Origin of the sequence: uncultured Eubacterium sp. (assembly GCF_934525195.1) — a bacterium.
GTDB lineage: Bacteria > Bacillota > Clostridia > Oscillospirales > Acutalibacteraceae > Eubacterium_R.
This window is the reverse complement of record NZ_CAKSZA010000001.1, coordinates 156,384-180,090: the sequence shown is the minus strand read 5'-3', so window position 1 is coordinate 180,090 and position 23,707 is coordinate 156,384. Positions and strand designations below refer to the sequence as shown.

The 23,707-nt window shown below is 41.0% G+C and carries 19 protein-coding genes, 1 tRNA gene and 1 other RNA gene; 12 read left to right on the top strand and 9 right to left on the bottom strand.

The annotated features are described in order from the left end of the window. The first annotated feature begins 3 nt into the window (after positions 1–3). Positions 4–825: a stage 0 sporulation family protein gene (locus tag Q0E03_RS00820; protein ID WP_297128252.1), complete on the top strand. Its 822-nt coding sequence runs from the start codon at positions 4–6 to the stop codon at positions 823–825. 153 nt (positions 826–978) lie between these two features. Further along, a complete protein-coding gene (locus Q0E03_RS00815) occupies positions 979–1,149 on the top strand; it encodes a DUF362 domain-containing protein (RefSeq protein ID WP_294834799.1) in 171 nt (56 codons plus the stop codon). A gap of 78 nt (positions 1,150–1,227) precedes the next feature. On the opposite strand, the gene Q0E03_RS00810 is transcribed toward Q0E03_RS00815, so the two are convergent. After that, positions 1,228–2,586, bottom strand: coding sequence for an O-antigen ligase (locus Q0E03_RS00810; RefSeq protein ID WP_297128249.1), 1,359 nt, complete (start codon positions 2,584–2,586; stop codon positions 1,228–1,230). 204 nt (positions 2,587–2,790) lie between these two features. Here Q0E03_RS00810 and Q0E03_RS00805 point away from each other — a divergent pair, with 204 nt between their 5' ends. The 3 genes from Q0E03_RS00805 (at position 2,791) to Q0E03_RS00795 (ending at position 6,779) form a co-directional block, all read left to right on the top strand. Next, positions 2,791–4,632 (top strand): peptidylprolyl isomerase, encoded by a 1,842-nt coding sequence (locus Q0E03_RS00805; RefSeq protein WP_297128246.1) that lies wholly within the window; start codon positions 2,791–2,793, stop codon positions 4,630–4,632. 73 nt (positions 4,633–4,705) lie between these two features. Then, a complete protein-coding gene (locus Q0E03_RS00800; RefSeq protein WP_297128243.1) occupies positions 4,706–6,481 on the top strand; it encodes a peptidylprolyl isomerase in 1,776 nt (591 codons plus the stop codon). A 61-nt stretch (positions 6,482–6,542) separates the two neighbouring features. After that, positions 6,543–6,779: a hypothetical protein gene (locus tag Q0E03_RS00795; RefSeq protein WP_297128240.1), complete on the top strand. Its 237-nt coding sequence runs from the start codon at positions 6,543–6,545 to the stop codon at positions 6,777–6,779. A gap of 41 nt (positions 6,780–6,820) precedes the next feature. Here Q0E03_RS00795 and Q0E03_RS00790 read toward each other — a convergent pair whose 3' ends face one another. The 3 genes from Q0E03_RS00790 to Q0E03_RS00780 form a co-directional block, all read right to left on the bottom strand. Then, positions 6,821–8,068, bottom strand: a complete 1,248-nt coding sequence (locus Q0E03_RS00790; RefSeq protein ID WP_297128237.1) for a 6-phosphofructokinase — start codon at positions 8,066–8,068, stop codon at positions 6,821–6,823. A 162-nt stretch (positions 8,069–8,230) separates the two neighbouring features. Next, positions 8,231–8,692 carry a threonine/serine exporter family protein gene (locus Q0E03_RS00785; protein WP_297128232.1) on the bottom strand — a complete coding sequence of 154 codons (462 nt, stop codon included), beginning with the start codon at positions 8,690–8,692 and terminating at the stop codon, positions 8,231–8,233. Then, positions 8,689–9,453 carry a threonine/serine exporter family protein gene (locus Q0E03_RS00780; RefSeq protein ID WP_297128229.1) on the bottom strand — a complete coding sequence of 255 codons (765 nt, stop codon included), beginning with the start codon at positions 9,451–9,453 and terminating at the stop codon, positions 8,689–8,691. The genes Q0E03_RS00785 and Q0E03_RS00780 overlap by 4 nt, the downstream gene beginning before the upstream one ends. Positions 9,454–9,581: 128 nt before the next feature. Here Q0E03_RS00780 and Q0E03_RS00775 point away from each other — a divergent pair, with 128 nt between their 5' ends. Next, entirely contained in the window at positions 9,582–12,107 is a 2,526-nt protein-coding gene (locus Q0E03_RS00775; protein ID WP_297128227.1) for a glycosyl hydrolase 2 galactose-binding domain-containing protein, read from the top strand. A 40-nt stretch (positions 12,108–12,147) separates the two neighbouring features. On the opposite strand, the gene Q0E03_RS00770 is transcribed toward Q0E03_RS00775, so the two are convergent. The 3 genes from Q0E03_RS00770 to Q0E03_RS00760 form a co-directional block, all read right to left on the bottom strand. Next, entirely contained in the window at positions 12,148–12,975 is an 828-nt protein-coding gene (locus Q0E03_RS00770; RefSeq protein WP_297128224.1) for a pyridoxamine kinase, read from the bottom strand. A gap of 591 nt (positions 12,976–13,566) precedes the next feature. Continuing rightward, positions 13,567–13,659, bottom strand: a tRNA-Ser gene (locus Q0E03_RS00765). Between the two features lie 36 nt (positions 13,660–13,695). Beyond that, positions 13,696–14,229, bottom strand: a complete 534-nt coding sequence (locus Q0E03_RS00760) for an inorganic diphosphatase (RefSeq protein WP_294834781.1) — start codon at positions 14,227–14,229, stop codon at positions 13,696–13,698. Positions 14,230–14,352: 123 nt separating this feature from the next. On the opposite strand from Q0E03_RS00760, the gene hisH reads away from it, so the two are divergent. From hisH to Q0E03_RS00735, 5 genes are all read left to right on the top strand, one after another. Then, the gene (hisH, locus tag Q0E03_RS00755) at positions 14,353–14,964 is read left to right on the top strand and encodes an imidazole glycerol phosphate synthase subunit HisH (RefSeq protein ID WP_297128220.1); all 612 of its coding nucleotides are present in this window, start codon (positions 14,353–14,355) and stop codon (positions 14,962–14,964) included. A 2-nt stretch (positions 14,965–14,966) separates the two neighbouring features. Beyond that, the gene (gene hisF, locus Q0E03_RS00750) at positions 14,967–15,725 is read left to right on the top strand and encodes an imidazole glycerol phosphate synthase subunit HisF (RefSeq protein ID WP_297128217.1); all 759 of its coding nucleotides are present in this window, start codon (positions 14,967–14,969) and stop codon (positions 15,723–15,725) included. A gap of 4 nt (positions 15,726–15,729) precedes the next feature. Further along, positions 15,730–17,088, top strand: a complete 1,359-nt coding sequence (locus Q0E03_RS00745; protein ID WP_297128212.1) for an MATE family efflux transporter — start codon at positions 15,730–15,732, stop codon at positions 17,086–17,088. A 230-nt stretch (positions 17,089–17,318) separates the two neighbouring features. Beyond that, positions 17,319–20,009 carry a cation-translocating P-type ATPase gene (locus Q0E03_RS00740; RefSeq protein ID WP_297128208.1) on the top strand — a complete coding sequence of 897 codons (2,691 nt, stop codon included), beginning with the start codon at positions 17,319–17,321 and terminating at the stop codon, positions 20,007–20,009. Positions 20,010–20,096: 87 nt separating this feature from the next. Beyond that, entirely contained in the window at positions 20,097–20,510 is a 414-nt protein-coding gene (locus Q0E03_RS00735; RefSeq protein ID WP_297128205.1) for an EamA family transporter, read from the top strand. Between the two features lie 330 nt (positions 20,511–20,840). Here the strand turns inward: Q0E03_RS00735 and iolC are convergent, their stop codons facing one another. Continuing rightward, entirely contained in the window at positions 20,841–21,860 is a 1,020-nt protein-coding gene (gene iolC, locus Q0E03_RS00730) for a 5-dehydro-2-deoxygluconokinase (protein ID WP_297128202.1), read from the bottom strand. Between the two features lie 77 nt (positions 21,861–21,937). Beyond that, an RNA gene (gene rnpB / locus Q0E03_RS00725) (RNase P RNA component class A) lies at positions 21,938–22,267 on the bottom strand. A gap of 123 nt (positions 22,268–22,390) precedes the next feature. Between rnpB and Q0E03_RS00720 the strand changes: the two genes are divergently transcribed. Next, positions 22,391–23,677, top strand: a complete 1,287-nt coding sequence (locus Q0E03_RS00720; RefSeq protein WP_297128198.1) for an LCP family protein — start codon at positions 22,391–22,393, stop codon at positions 23,675–23,677. The last annotated feature ends 30 nt before the right edge of the window (positions 23,678–23,707 follow it).

Here is a 23,707-nt window from a genome sequence, read left to right as displayed (position 1 = left end):
TATATGATTAAAGTTGTTGGTGTTCGCTTTAAGGACACGGGTAAGACATATTATTTTGACCCGCAGGGTTTTGATGTAAAATCAGGAGATGTGGTTATCGTTGAAACCGCTCGAGGTATCGAAAACGGTGTGGCGGCATCAGGCATAAAGGAAGTTCCGGATGACGAAATAGTGCCTCCACTAAAGCCTGTAAAAAGAATTGCCACAAAAAAAGACCTTGCTCAAATCGAAAAAAATAAAGCCGCCGAAAAGGAAGCTTATATTGTTTGCTTGAAGAAAATCGAGGAACATAAACTCGAAATGAATCTCACCGAGGTTGAGTACACCTTTGACAATTCAAAGATTGTATTTTACTTCACCTCAGATGGCAGAGTAGACTTCAGAGAACTTGTTAAAGACCTTTCTTCAACCTTCCACACTCGCATTGAACTTCGCCAAATCGGTGTTCGTGATGAGGCAAAAATGGTTGGCGGTCTCGGAGTTTGCGGCAGACCTTTCTGCTGTTCAACGTTTCTCAATGATTTTCATTCTGTTTCAATCAAGATGGTTAAGGACCAAGGGCTTTCACTTTCTCCGACCAAAATCAGCGGTTGCTGCGGCAGACTTATGTGCTGTTTGAAGTATGAGCAGAATTCATATGAATATTTGAACAAAATCACTCCTCGTGTCGGCTCAACGGTCGAGTGGGGACGCAACAATAGAGGCAGAGTTGTTGACGCTGCCGTTCTCACAGGCAAACTCAAGGTTATGCCTGACGATGCACCCGACGGTTCTGCACCTGTCTCTCTCACCCGTGATGAGGTGAAACTTGTCAAAAACAAGTAAATATGTAAAAATTTAACAGATTGTCCGATATATATTTTTAAACATTTGATTAATTTTCGCTAAAAAAGTATTGCTTTTTTCATTCTGTAATGATATATTAAAGTCAATAGAATTTGGAAAATTACTATTAATTTAATTAGGAGGTATTGTATAATGGCTTACGCAATTTCAGACGAATGCATCTCATGCGGCGCTTGTGCAGCTGAGTGTCCTGTTTCTGCTATTTCAGAGGGTGACAGCAAGTATGTTATCGACGCTGATGCTTGCATCGAATGTGGTGCATGCGCAGGTGTTTGCCCTGTAGGCGCTCCTGAACAAGCATAATTTAGGATTGATATTTTAAATACTAAATGTAAAACGCAGAACCTTTTGTAGGCTCTGCGTTTTTTATGTTTGCTTATTTTATTTTGTGATTAACTCTTTTTCTTCTTCGTCTGTGATGTAGTCCTGCTCCGAGAAATCCTCAAACATATTCACTTCATCGGATGATAGCTGAATTGTGCCCTCTGCCATTCGCAAAGTTGCTTCTGCAAATCCTAAAAGCAGGAAGAATACCATCATTTCTTTTGGCGACTGCAATGTGTGCTCATAAAGCGACATTGTGATAAAACCAATGATTGATGATGTATAAAGCACGGCATACGGTCTGTATGCGTTGTTTTTGAGATGGAAAAGCTTGAAAAGATTTTTTGCAAACACAACGATGATTGCTATTACAAAAATAATTCCGATTATTCCACCCTCGGTTGCGATTTCAAGGAAAAGGTTGTGAGCGTGAGAACGGTTGATGTCGATTCTTTGAATAATTTCCTGATGGATGTTTTCTGTTCCTGCCCCCATTCCGAATATAGGGTGTTCGGTGAACAGGTCTGCACACACTCTCCAAATCGCAAGTCTGTTGCTGTTTGATGCCAAAAATTCGTTGCCCGATGAATTGTTCTTGTATCGCAATGCGATGGTGAGCGGTATGCCTATTGCAAGAACAAACATAAACGGCAATAGCTTTTTGAATATCTTTTTGCTGCTGATGAGCAAGGTTACGATTGAAAGTGCTATTGCTATGTATGCACCTCTGGATTCCGTGCACAAAATTCCTAAAAGCGAAAATGCAAAGCAAATTCGGCTAAGTTTTCGATGCTTTGATTGCTTGAAATACACTGATGAAAATGCACAAAACGGAGTTGTGATAATCAAAAATGTTGCCAAAATCAGCGGATTGTCAAATGTTGCGGCTGCTCTTGACGGATATGGGCTGTTGATGATTTCAAATGGAAAAAGGCTGAATATCCAATCGTTTAGTTCGTAATATAACGGATTTGAAATAGTAAAATCGAAACCGTCAACGTATTTTGTCAGATTGTAGGTTGCAAATTCAAGTGTTGCGATAAAACCGATAATCCCTGATGAAATGTTGAGCGCTGTAATTGCGTTTTTCAATTTGTCTTTCGTGTTGACAATGTTTGCGGTTTCTATGTAAAACAAAAAGCAGCCCATCCACAAAAGCCCGATAAGCGAGGAAAGAACGTGAGTACCGCTCCATATTCCCGATACTATCATATAGCACATATATGCCATAAAGGCTTTGCCCAAATCGCCGATTTTTGCATTTCTGCCGGTTTTTTTAAAATGTTTTAAAAATGGAATGTAGAAGAAGAACACAAACAGCGGAGCTATGTACTCCGGCAAAATAAATGACATTCCAATGATTACGAGCAACCATAAGAATATCTTTCTGTCCTCCTTCATAACTTTAACAGTCATATTGTCACCTTAAAAATTTGTCTGAATATGTAGATTTTTTATTACTGCAATGATAATAACATATTGTATATATTAATGCAAGATTTATTTATTCATATTCATTTTACATTATATTTATAATTAATAAATAATATAACTATTGCAAAAGTACTCAAAGTGGTGTATAATTTATGCGTATTTATTATATTAATTAGGAGTGATTTTGTGGACGAAAAGGATTTTGACAAGCAAAATGAAAATCTCAATTCATCCGAAGAACAGGATGAAAAGATTGTAGCTCCTGCCGAAGAAATACAAGAGGCAAACAATGCCGAGGCAGATGCTACATTGGAAGAAAATGATAATTGGAAGTTTGATGGCGAGGCTCACACCCTCAACAGCAATGTGATTGAAAACGATGTGTTTGAAATTCATATTCCTGAGTCATCAAAGTACGAAACTGCCGAAAGACCAAAAAAGGTTGCAGAAACTCAGCCTCAGGAAGTACCTGCAAAGGCTAAGGGAATCAAGGGCGACAAACTTCAATTTGCTCTCATTTCTGTGGTTTTGGCTATTGTGATTGCCGTGCTTGCAGTTCTCGGCACTTTCTATTATTCAAAGCCGAACACCAATGAAAAAATGAATCCGGGTAACGTTGCTCTCAAAGTCAGCGATACACCTGTTTCAATCGGTATGTATAATTATTATTACAGCTGTATTTCACAGAATTATATCAGTTATGCAAATTATGGCTATTATGATCTTGACCCTACAAAGTCGTTTGATGTTCAAAAAACAACCGACAGCAACGGCAAGGAAGTTTCGTGGTCGCAGCTTTTCAAGGATGAAACAATAAAGCAGATTCAGTACATCACAACTTATTATGAAAAGGCTGTTGAAGATGGCGTAACTCTTACTAAGGCACAGAAAGAGTCAATCAAATCTACACTTGATTCAATCAAGGATTCCGCTACAAAAGACGGCGTTTCGGTGGACAAATATATTTCTGCAACCTATGGCGATTATTGCGGATATGCAACTATTGAAAAAATGCTTACGCAATGCTATATTGCAGAGAATTATTATCAAAGACTTTCGGTAAGCCAAAAGTTTACAGATAAAGAAATCAATAAGTATTTCAAGGATAATAAGAGCGATTACGAAAATGTAACTTTTGCATATCTTCAAGTTCCTTACGAAAATGATGACGCAAACGCTACAATGGAAAAATGCAAAAAATATGCCGCAAAAATCAAGTCTGAGGATGATATGAAAAAACTCATTCCAACCGCTTGCAAGACTTTGATTGATTCTTATGTAGAAAAGGGCTACGCTCAAGATGCAGAATCTTGTGCAGAACTTTTGAGTGCCAATATCGAAGTTTCAATTACTGCAAAGGAAACCGGACTTATTGACGAGGCTGTTGATTGGTTGTTTAACTCCGATACAAAGATCGGCGACGTTCAAGTGTTTGACGATTCAACAAACAAGGTTGTTTATATTTTTTATAAAGTCACCGATCCGGAACCTAACAAGGAAGAAGTTTATTCGGTTCGTCATATTCTCATTATGCCTGACGGTGTGGACACATCCTCAGCAAATATCAATCTTACGGATGAGCAACTTGCACAGGCAAGAAAAAAAGCTCAAAAAATCCTTGATAAATACAACAAGGGCAATAAGACCGAAATTGAATTTGCAAAGCTTGCCGAGAAGTATTCAAAAGATACTCAGTCAACATCAAGCGGCACATCAGGTATCTACGGCGGACTTTGCGGCGGTGTTCAGCAGGGAACAATGGTTCAAAGCTTCAACGATTGGTCTATGGACGATTCAAGAAAATACGGCGACACAGCAATAGTTGATTCAAAGTACGGTTGCCATATTATGTTCTTTGTCAGCAAGCAACCTAAGTATCTTTATGATTGCGAAACTGACCTCAAACAAAAGACAGAAAAAGAATTCACCTATGCTTCCAAGGTTAAGGAATACAAAGGCGGAATGAGCAAGGTCAAGGTTGCAAAGCCTGATATTACATCGGGTGGCAACAGTTCTTCGGCTCAATAAAAAATAGTACTTGTAAAAAGTTCAACAATAGTGTAGAATACTATTGATAAAAAATCATAAAGGATGAAAACAGATGGCAGAAAATAAAGATAAGCTTGCTAAGCTTGAAGCAAAGTATGATAAGGCTTACGAAAGAAAGGATGCACTTGCTGAGCAGATTGAAACTCTCAGAAAAGATATCCTTAACGAGCCTGATCAAAAGAAGAAAAACAAATTGCGTGCGCAGAGAGATGAACTCATCAAAGAGCGTGACAGCATCATCATCACAGAAGATACTGTAAAAATTCCTATGCCTCCAAAGACAAAGAAAATTGTAACAGCTGTTGTTGCAATCATCGTTGTTATTGCTCTTCTTTTTACTTATGTTGCAACAGGTTTTGTTCGCAAGGGCGTGGCAGCAACTCTCGGTTGGCCTCAAAAGACCTTTACCGCATACACACTCACTGACGCAGACGGCGAAAAGCACAACATCAAGGTTAATACATATAACTACTATTTTGCTATGTGCTACAACAACCTTCAGTCTACTGTTAGTGCATATAAGCAGTATGGTATCGACCTTGAAGAAGCAAATATGAATGTTGATTTTGATAAGAAACTCTCTGAGCAAACAAGAACAGAGGACGGCGAAACTGAAACTTGGCTTGAGTATCTTCAAGAGCAGGTTGAGGACAAAATCAAAGATACATATATGAACTACTATAAGGCTGTAAAGGAAAACAAGGGCAAAGACCCTGAAATTACAGACGACCAAAAGAAAGAACTCAAGGAAGCTCTTAAAAACTACAAGACTTCTGCTCATAAGTACGGCTTCACCGTTTCAGGTTATATTGAGGCTGCTATGGGTCACGGCGTAACAAAGGATATTTTCGTTCGTGAAGCAACTATTGCTTATATCGCAGAAAATTATGAATCAGGCCATAAGGAAGATTCAACCACAAAGACATATACAGACAAGGAACTCAACGCTTATAAGAAAAAGAACGAAGCAAAACTTCAGTCTGTAGACATCAAGATGTTTGAGTGTGACAGCGAGGATGACGCAAAGGCATTCAAGAAAGCACTTAAGGCTGACGGTTCAAACTTTGCCGATCTTGCATCAAAGTACTCATCGGATAAGTTTGACAAAAAGGCAAATAAGGACCCTGTTGAAACAACATATAACGATATTAATCGTTTGACAATGGAAGGACTTTCACTTGCCATTTCAACAGCTGACAAGGATAATAAGGATAAGTATCCGGGTCTTGATTGGCTCTTTTCGGCAGACCGCAAGGCAGGCGATGTAAGACAGGATTCAACTACTGTTGTATATGTTGTAAAGCCTACATATATGTCTAAGACAAAGACTGTTAACGTTCGTCACATTCTCATTGCTCCTGAATCATCAAAGTCAAGCAATGACAGCTCATCTTCAAAATCTGCAAAAGAATGCACAGATAAGGAATGGGCAGCAGCAAAGAAAAAGGCTGAAAGCGTACTTGCAAAGTATAACAAGGGCGACAAGACTTCAGAGTCATTCGCAACTCTTGCAAAGTCTAATTCATCAGACGGCAATGCAAGCGAGGGCGGACTTTATGAAAATGTTGTTCCAAACCAAATGGTTCCTACATTCAACGCTTGGTGCTTTGATTCATCACGCAAAGCAGGTGATGTAGCAATCGTTAAGACAGAGTACGGCTATCATATTATGTACTTCGAGGGCAAGAATGACCAGGCTGTATGGCAGTATATTGCACAGCAAAAACTTGCTGCTCAAGAAAGTGAAGACGAAAAGGATTCTGTTACACTTAAAAAGAATTGGTTCGGTTCACGCTACTTTGAAATCGATACAGATATTGATGCTTAATTGACAATTATTTAATGGCGGGAATTTTCTCGCCATTAGTTGTTTAGATAAGGAATTTGTTATGCCGTTGATACCAAATAAGGAAGTTGAACAATTAAAAAAGGAAAACGCTCGATTAAAGGCGGCACTCAGTGAGGCTGAATATGAATGTCAGCGACTCACTATTATTAATTCTAATCTTGAGGTTCAACTCAAGGAGTCAAATCGAGAACTTGAAAAGAACATTGATGTTCTTCAGTCACTAAAGGGCGAAATTGAAGCTCTTGTTGACAATTTAAAATCTAACGACAACAAATAAACAAAGCCATTGCAGATTTGATTTTCTGCAATGGCTTTTTGTTATTCTGTGTATCTTTGTTCCTTTGTGTTTAGGTGACGAACGTCAATGTAGTCAGGCAAACCGTTTCTGTATGGAACTTGCGGAATTCCAACAACAAGAGGTCTGACATAGTTCAAGAATTCTTCTGTAACATAGTTGCCCTCGGCATTTATCCATTCTCTCGGAACAGTCTTAACCGCGTTTGCAACAACCCTTACATCTTCTGTGCCGTATTCAACGCAGTATGGCGAATCGGCTGTTCTCTTAATGGTTGAGAACACACCTGTTTGACCGTCAACAGCTGCTTTAACCGCAACCTCACCAAGGCTGAACGCTTCGTTCATATCAGTGTGTGAAGCGATGTGAGCCGCACTTCTTTGCAAAACTCCCGGTTCAAGTGCCCTTACCTTACAGCCGATTTCGCTTTCAATAACGCTCTTTAGGTATGCGCCGACACCGCTGAGCATAATGTGACCGAACTTGTCTGTGTTTGAAGCTTCAGCACTGATGTAGTTGCCGTCCTTGTCACGGATGCCCTCGCTTACAACGATGATGACGGAATTGTATTTTTCAAGCATTTTGTTTACATCTTTGAGGAATTGTTCGGTTGAAAATGCAACCTCAGGCAAATAAATAAGGTGCGGAGCAAGTGATGTGCCCTCTTTTGCAAGAGCCGCAGAACCTGCAATCCAGCCTGCATCTCTGCCCATTGTTTCGATGATGTGAATACTTTTGATGTTGTAAATTGTTGTGTCGTATGCAACTTCTCTTACGCAAGACGCAATGTATTTTGCGGCACTGCCAAATCCCGGTGAATGGTCAATTCCGACAAGGTCGTTGTCAATTGTTTTTGGTATGCCGACAAATCTGACATCGCTGTTGATTTTCTTGGCGTATTCGCTCATTTGCTTAACGGTGTCCATAGAATCGTTGCCGCCGATGTAGAAAAAGTAGCCGATGTTGTACTTTTCAAGCAGTTCAAATGCTTTTTCAAATTCTTCCTGCGAACCGCTCAACTTGTATCTGCAAGAACCGAGATACATAGCAGGGGAGTGTTTGAGGCTGTTCATCATATACGGTTTGTTTTCAAAAACGGAGCTGAGGTCGATGAGGTGCTCGTTGAAAAATCCCTCAATGCCGTTAATCATTCCATATACTGTTCCGATTTTTTCCTGCTTAAAGGCACAACTTATAGCACCTGCAAGCGAGGAATTAATTACAGCAGTCGGTCCGCCCGATTGCCCGATTATCATATTTTTTTTGTTCATTTAGATTACTCCTGTCTTTTCAATCAACTACCTATTATATATTCTTGCCTCCGCTTTTGCAATAATTATTTATTTAATATTGTATAATTTAGTAAATTTAAAGACACATTGTATTTATCCACAATGTGTCTTCGATTTATATATTGGCGTGTTTCAGGAGCTTTATCGACTGCCTGATAGTTTTTCTTTTTTTATGATTATGCTTTTTATATAGGTTATCAGCACAGTGCCTACAATAATGCCCGTGGCAAGACCGAAAGTGACTATTACCGTCGATTTGAGATTGCTCCAAAATACAACCTTGTCACTATCCAAAAGTCCTTTCATCGTGTAGTACAGCGCACCTCCCGGGATAAGCGGAATTGTGCCCGGCACAAGATAAACATTTGACGGAGCTTTAAGCATTGCGCCCATAGCTTGGCTGTAAAGATAAACAAACAGAGCCGCCGCAAAGTTCGATATAAGCATATTGTCGGTTAAGTGGAAAATCAGCAAATAGAGTGCCCAGCCAAGACCTCCGCCGATTGTAGATGCAATTACATTTTTTTCGCTTACTCTGAAAAAAATTGAAAATCCCAGAGCACCTGTTGTGGCTGTGATAATTTGGAGTATAGTTCTGCTCATTTTAACCCTCCTATCATTATCATAGAAAGTGCATATCCTGCCGCAATTGCAGCAGCGGTCAGCAATGCTTCAATAAATTTGTAAAGACCCGCAACAATGTCCTTGTTGAACATTTCTTGTATGGAGTTTACAAGCAAAAGTCCCGGGATGAACAGCATAATGTCGCCAATCATCACCTTGTCAAGATTGTGTCCCAATCCGATTTTTGTGCATAGGATTGCAAGCAAACCTGCCAAAAAACTCGCCGTAAAGGTGTAAACAATGTTGTTGATGTTTCGCAGTTTGAAATGATTGTCCATAAAGTAGATGAACAAACCGATAACCGCCGCAGCAAGTCCGTCATATATTTCACCGCCGAAAAACACAGCAAAACTGCCTGCCGCAACCGCATATCCGATGCATTTGATAAACGGCTTGTGCTTTGCCTTTTTTGGGCGTTTAATCAAATCGCTGAGTTCTTCAACGCTCGGCTTCTTCTCGCAAATGAATTTGAAAAGATTGTTCAATTCTTCGCTTCTGCCGAGGTCTGTTCCGCTTTTTGTAACACGCACACTTTGTGTAAAATGCTTGCCGTCATCGTTTTTTATTGTTGCAACAATCAGGCTTGTAACAGCATAAATTTCTGTATGCTCAAAGCCGTAAACCTTGCATATTTTTATCAATGAATCCTCAACTCGTTTTACCTGCGTTCCGGTAGAAACATATTGACTGCCAAAGTCAAGCAAACATTCAAGGAACAAATCACATTGTCTATCCGTCATATTTTTACCTCTCTTATTTTTATTATAAGTTTACCCACGATTTTGTCAATACATATTGCGTATATTTAATTGACAAAATAAAATGCGTAATATATAATTTATTTGATACTTTTTAGAGGGAGTTTATTATGAAAAAAATGCTCAACGGTGCTTGGCTTTTTAAGCAAAGCACGGAAAATCACTGGTCAAAAGCAACCGTTCCGGGTTGTAATTTTCTTGATTTGATGGCAAACGGCGTGATTGACGACCCGTTTTTAAAACTTAACGAAAAAGATGTCGAATGGGTCGGCAAAGCTGACTTTGAATATAAACGCACATTTGATGTTTCAAGCGGAGAATTTTCTGCAAACAGAGTTTTGCTGTGTGCTAATATGCTTGACACTATTTGCGATATTTTCGTCAATGGCAAATTTGTTGCTTCGTCTGATAATTGCTTTGTCAAATTTGAATTTGATGTAAAAGAATTTCTTGTTGACGGCGAAAATGAACTTTTGATTTATTTCCATTCTCCCGTCAATTGGGTCAAGGATAAATACAAGGCTTGCATGACTCCTATGAATTCAAACGGTCAAAACGGCATTGTTCATATCCGCAAGCCTCAATGTCACTTTGGTTGGGACTGGGGTCCTGTGCTTCCGTGCAGCGGTATTTCGGATGATATTTATCTTGAATTTGTCAACGAGGGCAGAATAGACGATTTTTCCGTTTCTCAAGTTTGCAATATAACCGATGCAACCGTTGATGCAAAAATCGATTACACCTCATATAAAGATTGCGAATGTAGAATTATTCTCACTTCACCGAGCGGGGAAGTTCTCATTTCAGATGGCAACTCTGCTCATTTTGAAATTGAAAATCCCGAACTTTGGTGGACTTATGATTTGTCCGAAAAATCGGAACAACCACTCTATACCGTAACTGCCGAATTGCTTTGCGACGGATGCGTGGTTGACGAATGTTCAAAGAAAATCGGTATTCGCAAAATAGAACTTAACAGGGAACTTGACGGCTATGGCAAAAACTTTCAGTTCAAGATTAATGATGTGCCTATCTTTGCCAAAGGTGCAAACTATATTCCGCCGGACAGTTTCATAACCCGTTTTGGCAAAAAGGAACTTAATTATCTGCTTGATGCTTTTCAGTTTTCAAATATGAATGTGCTCCGTATTTGGGGCGGCGGATATTACGGCAGCGACGCTCTTTATGATGAGTGCGACAGGCGAGGAATTCTTGTTTGGCAGGACTTTATGTTTGCTTGTCAGGCTTATCCTTTCTTCAATGATGACTTCCTCCAAAATGTAAAAAAAGAGATTGAATATAATGTAAAACGTATTTCCTCTCATCCGTCGCTTGCACTTTGGTGCGGAAACAACGAAATTGAGGATATGCATATGGCTTGGGTCAATATGCCAAAATATATTCTTTGGACAGAAAAGTTCTTTTGGCAAATCCTTGAACCTGAAATCAGAAAATACGACACCCAAACACCGTACACACAAGGCTCTCCAATCGGCAAAGCACACAACGAGGGCGTGTATGCCGACAATATCGGCGACACTCATTTGTGGGGCGTTTGGCACGGCTTGAAGCCTATGAAGTATTACAGAAAGCGAATGACCCGCTTTTGCAGTGAATTCGGCTTTGAATCTCTGCCTGATATGAACAGTATTCGCATTTTCGCCGATAAAACCGACTATGACCTTAACAGCCCTGTTTTTCTCTCTCACCAAAAGTGTATGAACGGCAACGACAAAATGGTGTATTATATCGCAGGTCGCTTTGATTTGCCTGTTCATTTCAGAGATTATGTTTATCTTTCGCAGGTCACACAGCTTGAATGTATCAGGGACGCAACCGAACATTGGCGTAGAAATAAAGGCAGATGCAACGGCTCAATGTATTGGCAGTTCAATGATTGTTGGGGCGTTTGCTCGTGGTCGAGTATAGATTATTACGGCAATTATAAGGCACTTCAATATGGTGCAAAGCATTTTAATGCACCTCTCACCGTGTCGTTTGAAGATACCAAAGAATACATCAAAGTGTTTGTCCTCAATGACAAGCTGACTCCGCAAGAGGTTGAACTTGAATATTCGCTTTTTGATTTTGAAAAGGGTATAATCGAAACAAAGTCGTACGATGTAACCGTTGAAACAAGAGCGTCATTTGATATTCCTGTTTCGTGGCTCAACGATTATGACAAAAAGACAACCGGCATAGTTGCAAGCATAAAACAAAACGGAAAAATCATTGCAAAGAAAACGTGTTTGTTTGATAATGAAAAACATCTCAATTTGCCAAAAGCAAAGCTTAACACAAAGATCTATGTCAAAAATGACAGCGTTGAACTTCATATCAAGACAGATAAGTTTGCCCGTCTTGTAAAGGCAGAATGTTCGGCAACTCACCTGCCGTTTTCCGATAATTTCTTTGATTTGTTGCCAAACGAAGAAAAAGTTATCACTATGAAACTTGACGACAGCGTTACCGCCAAAGAAGTTGCGGAAAACATAGTTGTTTACAGCTTGACGGATATTGAGTTTAATCGCAGCAAGATTAATTCTTTTGTCAAGCGTGCCAAGTTGTATTTTTCACCGGTTAACATCGGCAATGCAATTCATCACGGCAAAGTTCCAAAAGACGAAAAGTTATAATAAAAAGCAGTAGTTACAATCGTTGTAGCTACTGCTTATCTTATTTATTGTATTTAGCCAATAAAGGGAGTGCCTGCTCAAAGTTTACCCCGTACAGTCTTGCGTCTTTATCTTCTATTGTGGCTCTGATACTTTCAAAAACAAATTCACCCGCGATTTCAACTGCTTCGGCAAGAGAATAACCTTGTGTTAATGCACCCACGCAAGCAGAGGAGAACACATCGCCTGTGCCGTAAAAAATATGGTCTATCTTTTGGTGAGCATAAAAACTGTATTTGTTATTTTCGCTGTCGTAGCTCATGATTCCGTATTTGCCGTCATAGTGAGCACCTGTGATGACTGCTTTTGATGCACCGAGGTCGGTGAGCTTTTTGAGCAAATCTGCAATGTATTTGTCATCGTATTCGCTTTTGTATTCGGTGTCGGTCAACAAGCATGCTTCGGTTATATTAGGAACTATGATGTCAGCTTTTGCACATAAGTCACGCATCTTGTTTGCAAAACTTTTGTCAAAATTTCTGTACATTTCACCGTTGTCAGCCATTGCAGGGTCAACAAAAATAAAGTTGTTTTCGGTTTTAAATTCGTCAAAAAGTTTGCACACAACATCAATTTGTTTACTTGATGCAAGATAACCCGTGTAAATTGCGTCAAAATCAAAACGCTCTTTTTTCCAATGCTCGGCAACAAGCGGAATGTTATCTGTCAAATCATCACAAACATAGTGCTCCCAAAGTGTGTGTGTTGACAAAACGGCAGTTGGTATAATGCTCGTTTCAATTCCCATAGCGGAAATAATCGGCAAGGCGACAGTAATAGAACATTTGCCAAGACACGATATGTCTTGTACAGTTACGATTCTTTTCATACAGTCACCTCCGAATTTAAAATATCATATCATATTTTTATGCTTTCAAAAAGTATCAAATTTCAACATAAAACAATATACAGATTTTGTTTCTTATATTTTATAAATAAAGTGTGAACATTTTTTTACCAAATAAAAAACTTTTTTGGATAATCCTACAAAATGATAGAATTATTTTGTTAAATGTGTATATTGTACTTTTATTGAAGTTTTAGTATAATGTGATTATAGATCTGCAATTATATGCTCTATATTAAACTAAATTAATTTGCAATCAAGTGCTCCCAAATCAGAATCGCACTTATAAAAAACAGACAACGCATCCCAAACCGTTGTCTGTTTTTTGTTTTATGTATTTGTTGCAAAAGCTGATTTAATTAACGGCAGCCAAAATTGACTGCCGTTTTGTGGCGGAGAGTGAGGGATTTTGCCGAGGCTGCCGCCTCTATCGCCTCGCTTCACTCGTTGGCACGTTGGCGAAAACAGTCCACCGGACTGTTTTCTTCTGCTTCGCTCCCTCCTTGTTCGAATCCCTCTTTATTCTAACTAAAAAAACAAAAGTGACACCTTACGGTATCACTTCTGTTTTTGTGGCGGAGAGTGAGGGATTCGAACCCTCGGTACGGTATGAGCCGCACAACTGATTTCGAGTCAGCCCCGTTATGACCACTTCGATAACTCTCCGTATATAAAGGCAAAGATTGCTTTGCCTTATTTTTATTATAATTGGAAGTTCCTTATGTAACTGTCGATACAATCCTGAATAATCTTGACTGCTTCTTCCTTTGGCTTAACTTCTGTTACAGATGTGCTCTTGTCGTGTTCAAGAGTCTTGTACACTTCAAAGAAGTGCTTGATTTCGTCAAATCTGTGGCTTGGAAGCTGGTCGATGTTTGTGTATGAATTGTAGTTAGGGTCGTTGACAGGAACTGCAATGATTTTTTCATCTTTTGCTCCGCTGTCTTCCATAACCAAAACGCCGATTGGCTTACATTCAACGATTGTCATCGGTCTGATTTGCTCACTACAAAGCACCAAAACATCAAGAGGGTCGTTGTCGCTGGCATATGTTCTCGGAATAAAGCCGTAGTTTGCAGGGTAGTGAGTTGATGTAAACAAAACTCTGTCAAGTTTGAGCATACCTGTTTCCTTATCAAGCTCGTACTTGTTCTTTCCGCCTTTTGAAATCTCGATTACAGCGTAGAATTGGTCTTTCTTAATACGCTTTGGAGATATGTCGTGCCAAATGTTCATAAACGCTCCTCCTTAAATAGTATGACAGTATAATAACATTATAGAAATGATTTGTCAATTTTAAATTTGCATTTTTTCTTTTTGAGTGATATTATTAATATATCAAAATTATAGGAGAATATTATGGTTGCAATCATTGATTACGGTGCAGGCAATTTGCAAAGCGTGAAAAAGGCTTTGGATTTTATCGGTGCAGAAAGTAAGATTACGGATAATAAAGACGAGATAAATGCGGCATCTCACATTATCCTACCGGGTGTCGGCTCTTTTGCAGATGCAATGAACTGTATCAGAGAACGCGGACTTGAAGAAACAATCAAAGAATCGGCTGACGGCTCAAAGCATTTTTTTGGTATCTGCCTTGGACTTCAGCTTCTTTTTGAAACAAGCGAAGAATCACCGGGTGTAAAAGGTCTTGGAATTTTCAAGGGCGATATTGTCACTATTCCGAAAAATAACGGACTAAAAGTTCCGCACATCGGCTGGAATAGTGTAAAACTTAATCAAACAAACGGCATATTTGAGGGAATAAAGGACGAAAGCTATTTTTATTTTGTACATTCTTATTATCTCAAAAACGCCGATAAAGATATTGTTGCGGGCACAACACAATACGGTGTGCCTATTCAATGCGCTGTGCAAAAGGGCAGAGTTTGTGCCACACAGTTCCATCCCGAAAAAAGCAGCGAAGTAGGACTTGCGCTTCTTAAAAATTTTGTGAATAGGGAGGACTGAATATGTACGCAAAAAGAATAATTCCGTGCTTGGATGTTAAAAATGGTAGAGTAGTAAAAGGCGTTTCGTTTGTTGATTTGCGTGATGCAGGCGACCCTGTTGAATGTGCGGCGGCTTATGACAAGCAGGGCGCAGACGAACTTGTGCTCCTTGACATAACCGCAACTCACGAGGGCAGAAGTACCATGATTGATATTGTTTCGAGGGTTGCCGACACCGTATTTATTCCGTTTACCGTCGGCGGCGGAATAAAAACCGTTGATGATTTCAAGGAACTTTTGCGTGCGGGTGCCGACAAAATTTCTGTCAATTCCGCCGCTGTTCGCAATCCCGATTTAATCAATGAAGCTGCATACAAATTCGGCTCTCAGTGTGTAGTTGTTGCCATTGATGCAAAACGCAAGACGGACGGCGGTTGGGAAGTTTATCTCAACGGCGGCAGAATTCCGACAGGTATCGACGCTGTTGAATGGGCTGCTGAAGCAGAAAAAAGAGGCGCAGGCGAAATTCTTTTGACCTCTATGGATTGTGACGGTCAAAAAACAGGATATGATATTGAACTCACCCGTGCCGTGTCCGAAAAAGTCGGTATTCCTGTCATAGCTTCGGGCGGCGCAGGCAAGGCAGAACATTTTTTGGACGCTTTTGTTGACGGCAAGGCAGATGCGGTTCTTGCGGCAAGCTTGTTTCATTTTAACGAACTTCCTATCCCTGTGCTCAAGGATTATCTTGCAAAAAATAATGTTAGCGTAAGAAGATGATAATTTGACAAACAGTGAAAATTCGGCAGCTGATAAACAGTATAAAAAAATGACAAGGACCCCGGTTAATAAACTTATATTTATCTTGTCTGTTCCTACTGTTATCAGTATGCTCATAACAACAATATATAATATGGCGGACACCTATTTTGTGTCTAAAATCAGCGTTTCCGCTTCGGGTGCAACGGGCGTTGTGTTCAGCCTTATGGCTGTTTTTCAGGCATTTGGTTTTATGTTCGGTCAGGGCGCAGGCTCGATTGTTTCAAGACGGCTCGGTGCAAAAGATGTTGAAACGGCAAGAAAATTTTGTTCAACCGCATTCTTTTTGTCGCTTGGCATAAGCACCGTTATTGCGGTTGTCGGTTTGTTCTTTTTGGATGAATTGATGTCGTTTCTCGGCAGTACCGAAACGATTTTGCCTTACGCAAAACAGTACGGACTTTATATTCTCATTTCGGGTCCGGCTATGTGCACAAGCTGTGTAATGAATAATATTTTGCGATACGAGGGACTTGCCCGACTTGCTATGATCGGACTTACTTCGGGTGGTATCCTCAATATTGCTCTTGACCCTTTGTTTATTTTTACATTTAATATGGGTATTTCGGGTGCAGGTCTTGCAACTGCAATCAGTCAGTATTTGAGTATGGCGATTTTGCTGTCTGCTTTTATTATGAAAAAGTGCCAATGCAGAATTAATTTAAAATATGTTCGACTTAACGGCAGGGATATTTGGGAAATTGTTGCAACGGGATTTCCGAGCTTTATGCGTAACGGACTCGGCAGTTTGTCAACAATGATTCTCAATGTTATGGCTTCGCCTTACGGCGACACCTGTATTGCCGCTATGAGCGTTTCAAATAGGTGCTCAATGCTGATTTGCAGCGTGTGCGTCGGTATCGGTCAGGGGTTTCAGCCTGTCAGTGCGTTCAATTACGGCAGTAAGGACTTTGATCGTGTTCGCAAGGCAATTGATTTTTTGTGGGTGTACGGAACGATTGCCGTAACCGTTCTTTCGGGCATTATGTTTATCTTTGCTCCGTGGGTTATCGGTCGGTTCAGAAGTGAAGCAGAGGTTGTTGAAGTCGGTGCAACCGCACTCCGTTATCTCTGCGTTTCGCTTGTATTTTTTCCTACCGCACTCACCGCAAATATGACATTTCAGAGTATCGGCAAAAAGGGCAGGGCGCTGTTCCTTGCCTGCTGTCAAAACGGACTTTTCTTTGTTCCGCTTGCTCTTGTTTTGCCGAGATTTTTCGGCATTGTCGGCTTGGAACTTTCACAACCTATAGCCTATGTTTTGGCGGCTGTTGTGTCTGCTCCGTTTCTTGTTGCTTTCAAAAAACAATTAAGAAAATGTTAACATTTGCGCTGTTGACTTTTATACACCTGTATGTTATATTCTAATTAAAGACAGGGGAGTAATTCCACGGTTATCGTGTGTTAAGTCAACATCATGCCGACATAGGCTGGCTTAATTGTAGAGAATGAGACTTGTGCATAGTGCAGATACTATGTATGAGTCTATTTTTATATAAAAATGCAAGGCACAAAAGCCTGCGTTGTAGTATATTCTAACGGAAGGTGTACTGTATGAAAGAGTATTTGAAAACGAAAGAAGAAGTGCTTGCCGGTGTAAAGTCGGAGCAAAGCGGTATTTCGTCTGCCGAGGCTTCGTCACGACTTGAAAAAAACGGCAAAAACAAACTTGCAGAGGGCAAAAAAGATAGTCTTATCAAACGCTTTTTGTCTCAGCTTGCAGACCCGATGATTATCATTTTGATTGTTGCGGCAGTAATCAGCGCTGTCACAGCCACAGTTGGCGGTGAGGGCGAGGGCTATGCCGATGTTATCATCATTATGGTGGTTGTAATCATCAATGCGGTTTTGGGCGTTTATCAGGAAAGCAAGGCAGAAAAAGCGATTGAAGCCTTGCAAGAAATAGCCGCCGCCACATCAAAGGTTATTCGTGACGGCAAGGTTGTCACAGTAAAGAGCGAGGACATCGTTGTTGGTGATGTTGTTGTTCTTGAAGCGGGCGACAGCGTTCCTGCCGATTGTCGAATTATCGAATGTGCCTCTATGAAAATTGAGGAATCTGCACTTACGGGTGAATCCGTGCCTGTAACCAAAACAGCAGAACCTATTGACCCGCTCGGCTCTGACGATGTTCCACTCGGCGACAGAAAAAATATGTGCTATATGGGTTCATCGGTTGCATACGGCAGAGGCAAGGCGGTTGTTGTTGCCACGGGTATGGATACCGAAATGGGCAAGATTGCCGACGCACTCACACAGGCAAAGGATGAGGAAACCCCTCTCCAAATCAAACTTAATCAGCTTTCAAAAATATTGTCGTTCATAGTTTTGGGCATTTGCGTATTCATCTTTGCATTTGATATTGTTCGTGCACTTGTTGTCGGCGATGCAATCACTTTGTCCTCAACATTGTCGTTCTTTATGGTTGCGGTTTCTCTTGCCGTTGCGGCTATTCCTGAGGGACTTGCTGCCGTTGTAACTATCGTTCTTTCAATCGGTGTAACAAAGATGTCAAAGCGTAATGCGGTTATCCGTAAACTCACAGCGGTTGAAACTCTCGGTTGTACACAGATTATTTGTTCGGACAAAACAGGCACGCTCACTCAAAACAAGATGACCGTTGTTGATTATAAGGGTACAGATGAAAGACTTCTTGCAACAGCGATGGCTCTTTGCTGTGATGCGGAGCTTCAGGATGACGGAACGGTTAAGGGTGAACCTACCGAAGCCGCACTTGTTGCGTATGCAGACAAACTCGGCTTGAAGAAAAATGAACTTGAAGATTCTTTCCCAAGAGTCGGCGAAGCACCGTTTGACTCAGGCCGAAAGATGATGTCAACAATCCACAAAACTCCAAACGGTTTTGTTCAGTACACAAAGGGTGCTCCCGATATTGTTCTTTCACTTTGCACAACTGCATTTGTTGAGGGCAGAAAAGTGCCTATGACAGACGAAATCCGTCAGGCTATTTCCGATTCAAACAAGGAAATGGCAGACCAGGCTCTCCGTGTTCTTTGTGCGGCTATGAGAACTTACAGCGAACAGCCGTCAAACGAACCCGACGAACTTGAACAGGACCTTTGCTATATCGGTTTGACAGGTATGATTGACCCTGTTCGTCCTGAGGTTGTTGATGCAATCAAGGAATGTAAGAGTGCCGGTATTCGCCCTATTATGATTACAGGCGACCACAAGGACACAGCCGTTGCTATTGCAAAACAGCTTGGTATCATCGGCGAAAATCAAAAGGCTGTCACAGGTATGGAACTCAATTCTATGTCTGATGAAGAACTTGACGAGCATATCGAGGAATATTCGGTTTATGCTCGTGTTCAGCCGGAACATAAGGTTCGTATTGTTCAAGCGTGGAAAAAGCGTGGAAAGATTACCGCTATGACGGGTGACGGCGTAAATGACGCTCCGTCAATCAAGAATGCCGATATAGGTGTCGGTATGGGTATCACAGGCACCGATGTAACAAAGAATGTTGCCGATATGGTGCTTGCGGATGATAACTTTGCAACAATCGTTTCTGCGGTTGAAGAGGGCAGACGAATTTACGATAATATTCGTAACTCAATTCAGTTCTTACTTTCGTCAAATCTTTCCGAGGTTCTTTCGATTTTCTTTGCAACCCTTTGCGGTTTCACATTGTTTGAGCCTGTTCATCTCTTGTGGATAAATCTTATCACCGACTGCTTCCCGGCACTTGCTCTCGGTCTTGAAAAAGGTGACCCTGACATTATGAGCCGTAAGCCTCGTAACAGCAGAGACGGCATTTTTGCAGGCGGTATGGGTTTTGACTGTGCTTATCAGGGTGTTATGGTAACTGTGCTTACTCTCGTTGCTTATATTCTCGGTATTGTTATGGCAAGCCCTGAGCATATGACCTTGTCACAAATCCTTGCAGTTAATGATGCAAACGAAGCGACTCATTTGCTTCACCAAAACGGTATGACAATGGCATTCCTGACACTTTCTATGGCAGAGATTTTCCATTCGTTCAATATGCGCTCTCGCCGTCAGTCAATTGCCAAGATGGGCAGTATGAACTGGTATCTTGTCGGTGCAATGGTTCTTTCGCTCGTGCTTTCAACTGCGGTTATCTACATTCCGTTCCTTAGCAATGCGTTCAACTTCGCTCCTATTGATGCAAGAGAATATTTCACAGCACTTCTCCTTGCATTTATGGTTGTTCCGATTGTAGAAATCGTAAAGCTTATCCAGCGCAAAGCGAATAAATAACGAACAAATCCCGAAGCCAAACGGTTTCGGGATTTTACTTTACTTTGTATGTGAAAGGGTGTAATATGTGGTAAAGAGGTGATATGTATGTGGTGGTTGTTTGCATTGCTTTCTGCGGTCTTTGCCGCATTGACTTCAATTCTTGCCAAGGTGGGAATAGAGGGCGTTGATTCAAATTTGGCAACGGCAATCCGCACAATGGTTGTTGTCGGTATGTCGTGGCTTATGGTGTTTGTTACAAATGCACAGTCGGGCATAACAAATATCGGCAAAAAGAGTTGGATATTCCTTGTGCTTTCGGGTCTTGCAACGGGTGCTTCGTGGCTCTGCTACTACAAGGCAATCCAAATCGGCGATGTTTCAAAAGTTGTGCCTATTGACAAATTGAGCGTTGTGTTCACTCTCGTGCTTGCATTTATTTTCTTGCACGAAGAATTTAACGCAAAGTCGCTTGTCGGCTGTATTCTTATCGCAGCAGGCACATTGTTTATGGTATTATAAGAATAAAAGAGGACTGATGTTTCAGTCCTCTCAGACTGTCGATAAAGCTCCTGAAACACGCCAAAATATAATCAACCGAATAATGCCTCCTCTTTTAGCAAAAGGGGAGGTGGCAACACGAAGTGTTGACGGTGGGGTTTAAAAATGCTGTAAGTAGTGAACTTACAGCATTTTTGGCGTTTTTCGTTTTTTGCTCGGGGGCGGTACCTATGTACAGCTCCCACTCGCAAGAAAACGAAATTCAGAAACTTTCTCAACAGCCTACAGCGTGTCGAAAACACTTTTTCGACACGCTGAGAGGGCTGATGTTTCAGTCCTCTTTGTTTGTTATTATGCACGGGCTACCATTTCGCCGTACTGTTCTTTTGATTTTTTAATGAATTCTTCAACCTGAAGTGCAGACGGCATAGCGTCCGAACAACTGTGTGATGAAATCAATATGCTTGCCGAAGCAGAGCCGAATTCAAGGCAGTCAATAATGTCTTTGCCTTGAAGCAAGCTGTAAAGGAACGATGAGCCGTAGCCGTCGCCACCGCCAAAGCCTTTGAGCATAACAGCAGGGAACGGCTTGATGTTGTAGAACTTGCCGTCATTTGTGTATGCTGTTGAACCGTCTTTGCCGTGCTTGATTACACAGATTGACGCACCGAAACTCTGCCAATATTTTGCGGATTCAGGGTCACTGCCTTTAACACCGATAATGCCTTCTGTTAGGTCAAATTCCTCACGGCTGCCCATAATGATGTCGGCATTCTGTGCAACGATGCTGTAATATACGGCGATTTCGTCCTTGCTTTTCCAGGTGTATTCTCTGTAATCTATGTCAAAAACAATTCTTGTGTTGTTTTTCTTTGCAAGCATCATAGCTTTGAGGCAAGCCTCTCTTGACGGACTTTTTGCAAGTGCCGTACCGCTGATAACTATTGCTTTTGCCGATGCAATGTAATCCTCGTCAATGTCCGCAGGTTCAAGGCAAAAATCCGCAACATTGTCCCTGTACATAAGAATTGATGAAGCTTCTTTTGAAAGAATTTCGGTAAATGTAAGACCGATTTTTTCGCCGTTCTTTGCTCTTGTGATTTTGGAAGTGTCAATGCCTTCTTTTTCAAAATAATCAACCACAAAGTCGCCGAATTGGTCGTTGCTTACGCAACCGAAGAATCCAACCTTGCAGCCGAGCCTTGCCAAACCAACAGCAATGTTTGCAGGTGAACCGCCGACATATTTGTTGAAGTTTGCCGATTCCGACAACGGTCTGTACATGTCCGTTGGATTAAAGTCAATTGCAATTCTGCCGATTGGTATAAAATCAAGCGGCTTTGACATATCAAATGTTACATAATTTTGCATAATATTTACCCCTTTATATGCTAAAATGTTTTGTCCTTGTTTGTCTTGCTTGCGCCAAATATTTAGATTTTATAAAAAAGCAGAGTTGTCCGTAAGCCGAGTTCTGTCGTGGACGATTATCTATCTCGACAAGATGTTGCCACCTTGCTCAAGCCACCCGTCGGAGTTATGTGGCGAGCAACCAACTCTCCGGTCGGTGTTGCAGCGGATAGGGTTTACATGGCAGAGAATGTCTCCACTCTCTCGGTGAGCTCTTACCTCGCCTTTCCACCCTTACCGTAAAACGGCGGTTTATTTCTGTTGCACTTTCCCTAAGGTCACCCTCGGCGGCCGTTAGCCGTTATCCTGCTCTGTGCTGCTCGGACTTTCCTCATAGTCAAAGACTACGCAATCGTCTGGACAACTCTATCTTATATAATAAATTATTCCGACTCAAAATGCAATATTAAATAAAAAAAGTTGAAAATATAATTAATATGGTGTACACTTAATTTAAAATAAGAATTCTAAAATAAAGGAAGGGTGTTCGTATGCCTCGCTTTGATAAAGAGGGCTTTAACCCTAAAAAAAGAATAGATAATGACCAAAGAGACAGAAGCGTTCCCGTTGATGAGGATTATTTCAGCGTCTCCGATTTTGACGATGAAATTATCGATAATCAAAACACGGCGGATTACGATTTGGATGCTTTTATGCAGGAACTTGATGAGCCGAAACGCTCAAACCGCCAAAGTGCAGACGGCTTTGTGCCACAGGTTTATCTTGATGAAGATGCCAAAAGACGCAAAGAAAATGAGGAAAGAGCACGCCAAAGACGGGAAACAACCCGACCTCCTCGCCGTAAAAGACGAAACGGCTCAAGACCGAATAAAGCAAAAAATATTTTTAGAGCCATTTTAGCTGTTATTCTTGCGTTGATTATCGGTGCAGGCTGTTTTGTCGGCAACGTTATGGGCAAAGTCACCTATGATGACACTCGCAAAAATCAGTATGTCAGCAAATCGGATTTAGCTCGTTCGTCAAGCGTAACAAATATTCTTTTGCTCGGTGTTGACGCTCGCAATCCAAAGGACGACACCGCTTCCCGTTCCGATTCAATGATGCTTATTTCTATTGATAAGGCACATAACTGCATAAAAATGATTTCGTTTTTGCGTGACACTTGGTTGTACATTCCGTGCGTTGACAAAAAGCAACGTCTCAATGCCTCCTGTCAGTATGACGGCTACAACGGTGTTGTTGATACTATCGAGTATAATTTCGGAATAGATATTGACGGATATGTCGTTGCAGATTTTGAAATGTTCAAGGTACTTGTTGACAGCATTGGCGGTGTAGAGGTTGAAGTAACCGAGAAAGAAGCCAAAGAAGTAACCTCTCACAAGGGCAGATACGGCAATGTCAAGCTTGACGCAGGCAAGTACAAATTAACGGGCGAACAGGCTCTTGCTTATTGCAGAATAAGAAAGATTGACACCGACTTTATGCGTGCTTACCGTCAAAGAACTGTTATGCAGGCAATTCTCAAGAACGTAAAATCCGCAAATCCTGTCAAGCTTGCTATGATGGCATCAAAAGCGGCACCGTATATTCAGACCAATCTTTCAAAGGCAAAAATTATTTCTGCAGGCATAAAGGCACTTCCGTGCCTCAGTGATATGGCAGAGGTTCGTGTTCCGTTTGACGGCACTTGGAATTATGCAAATATCGGCGGTGCAAGTGTTATTACTATTGATGTTGATAAAAATAAAGAACAGTTGCAGGATTTGATTTATAACAAATCCGCTGCGGAAATCAGAGCAGAACAAAGCAAATAAATAGACTGTTGTAGCTTGTTTTGAACTGTT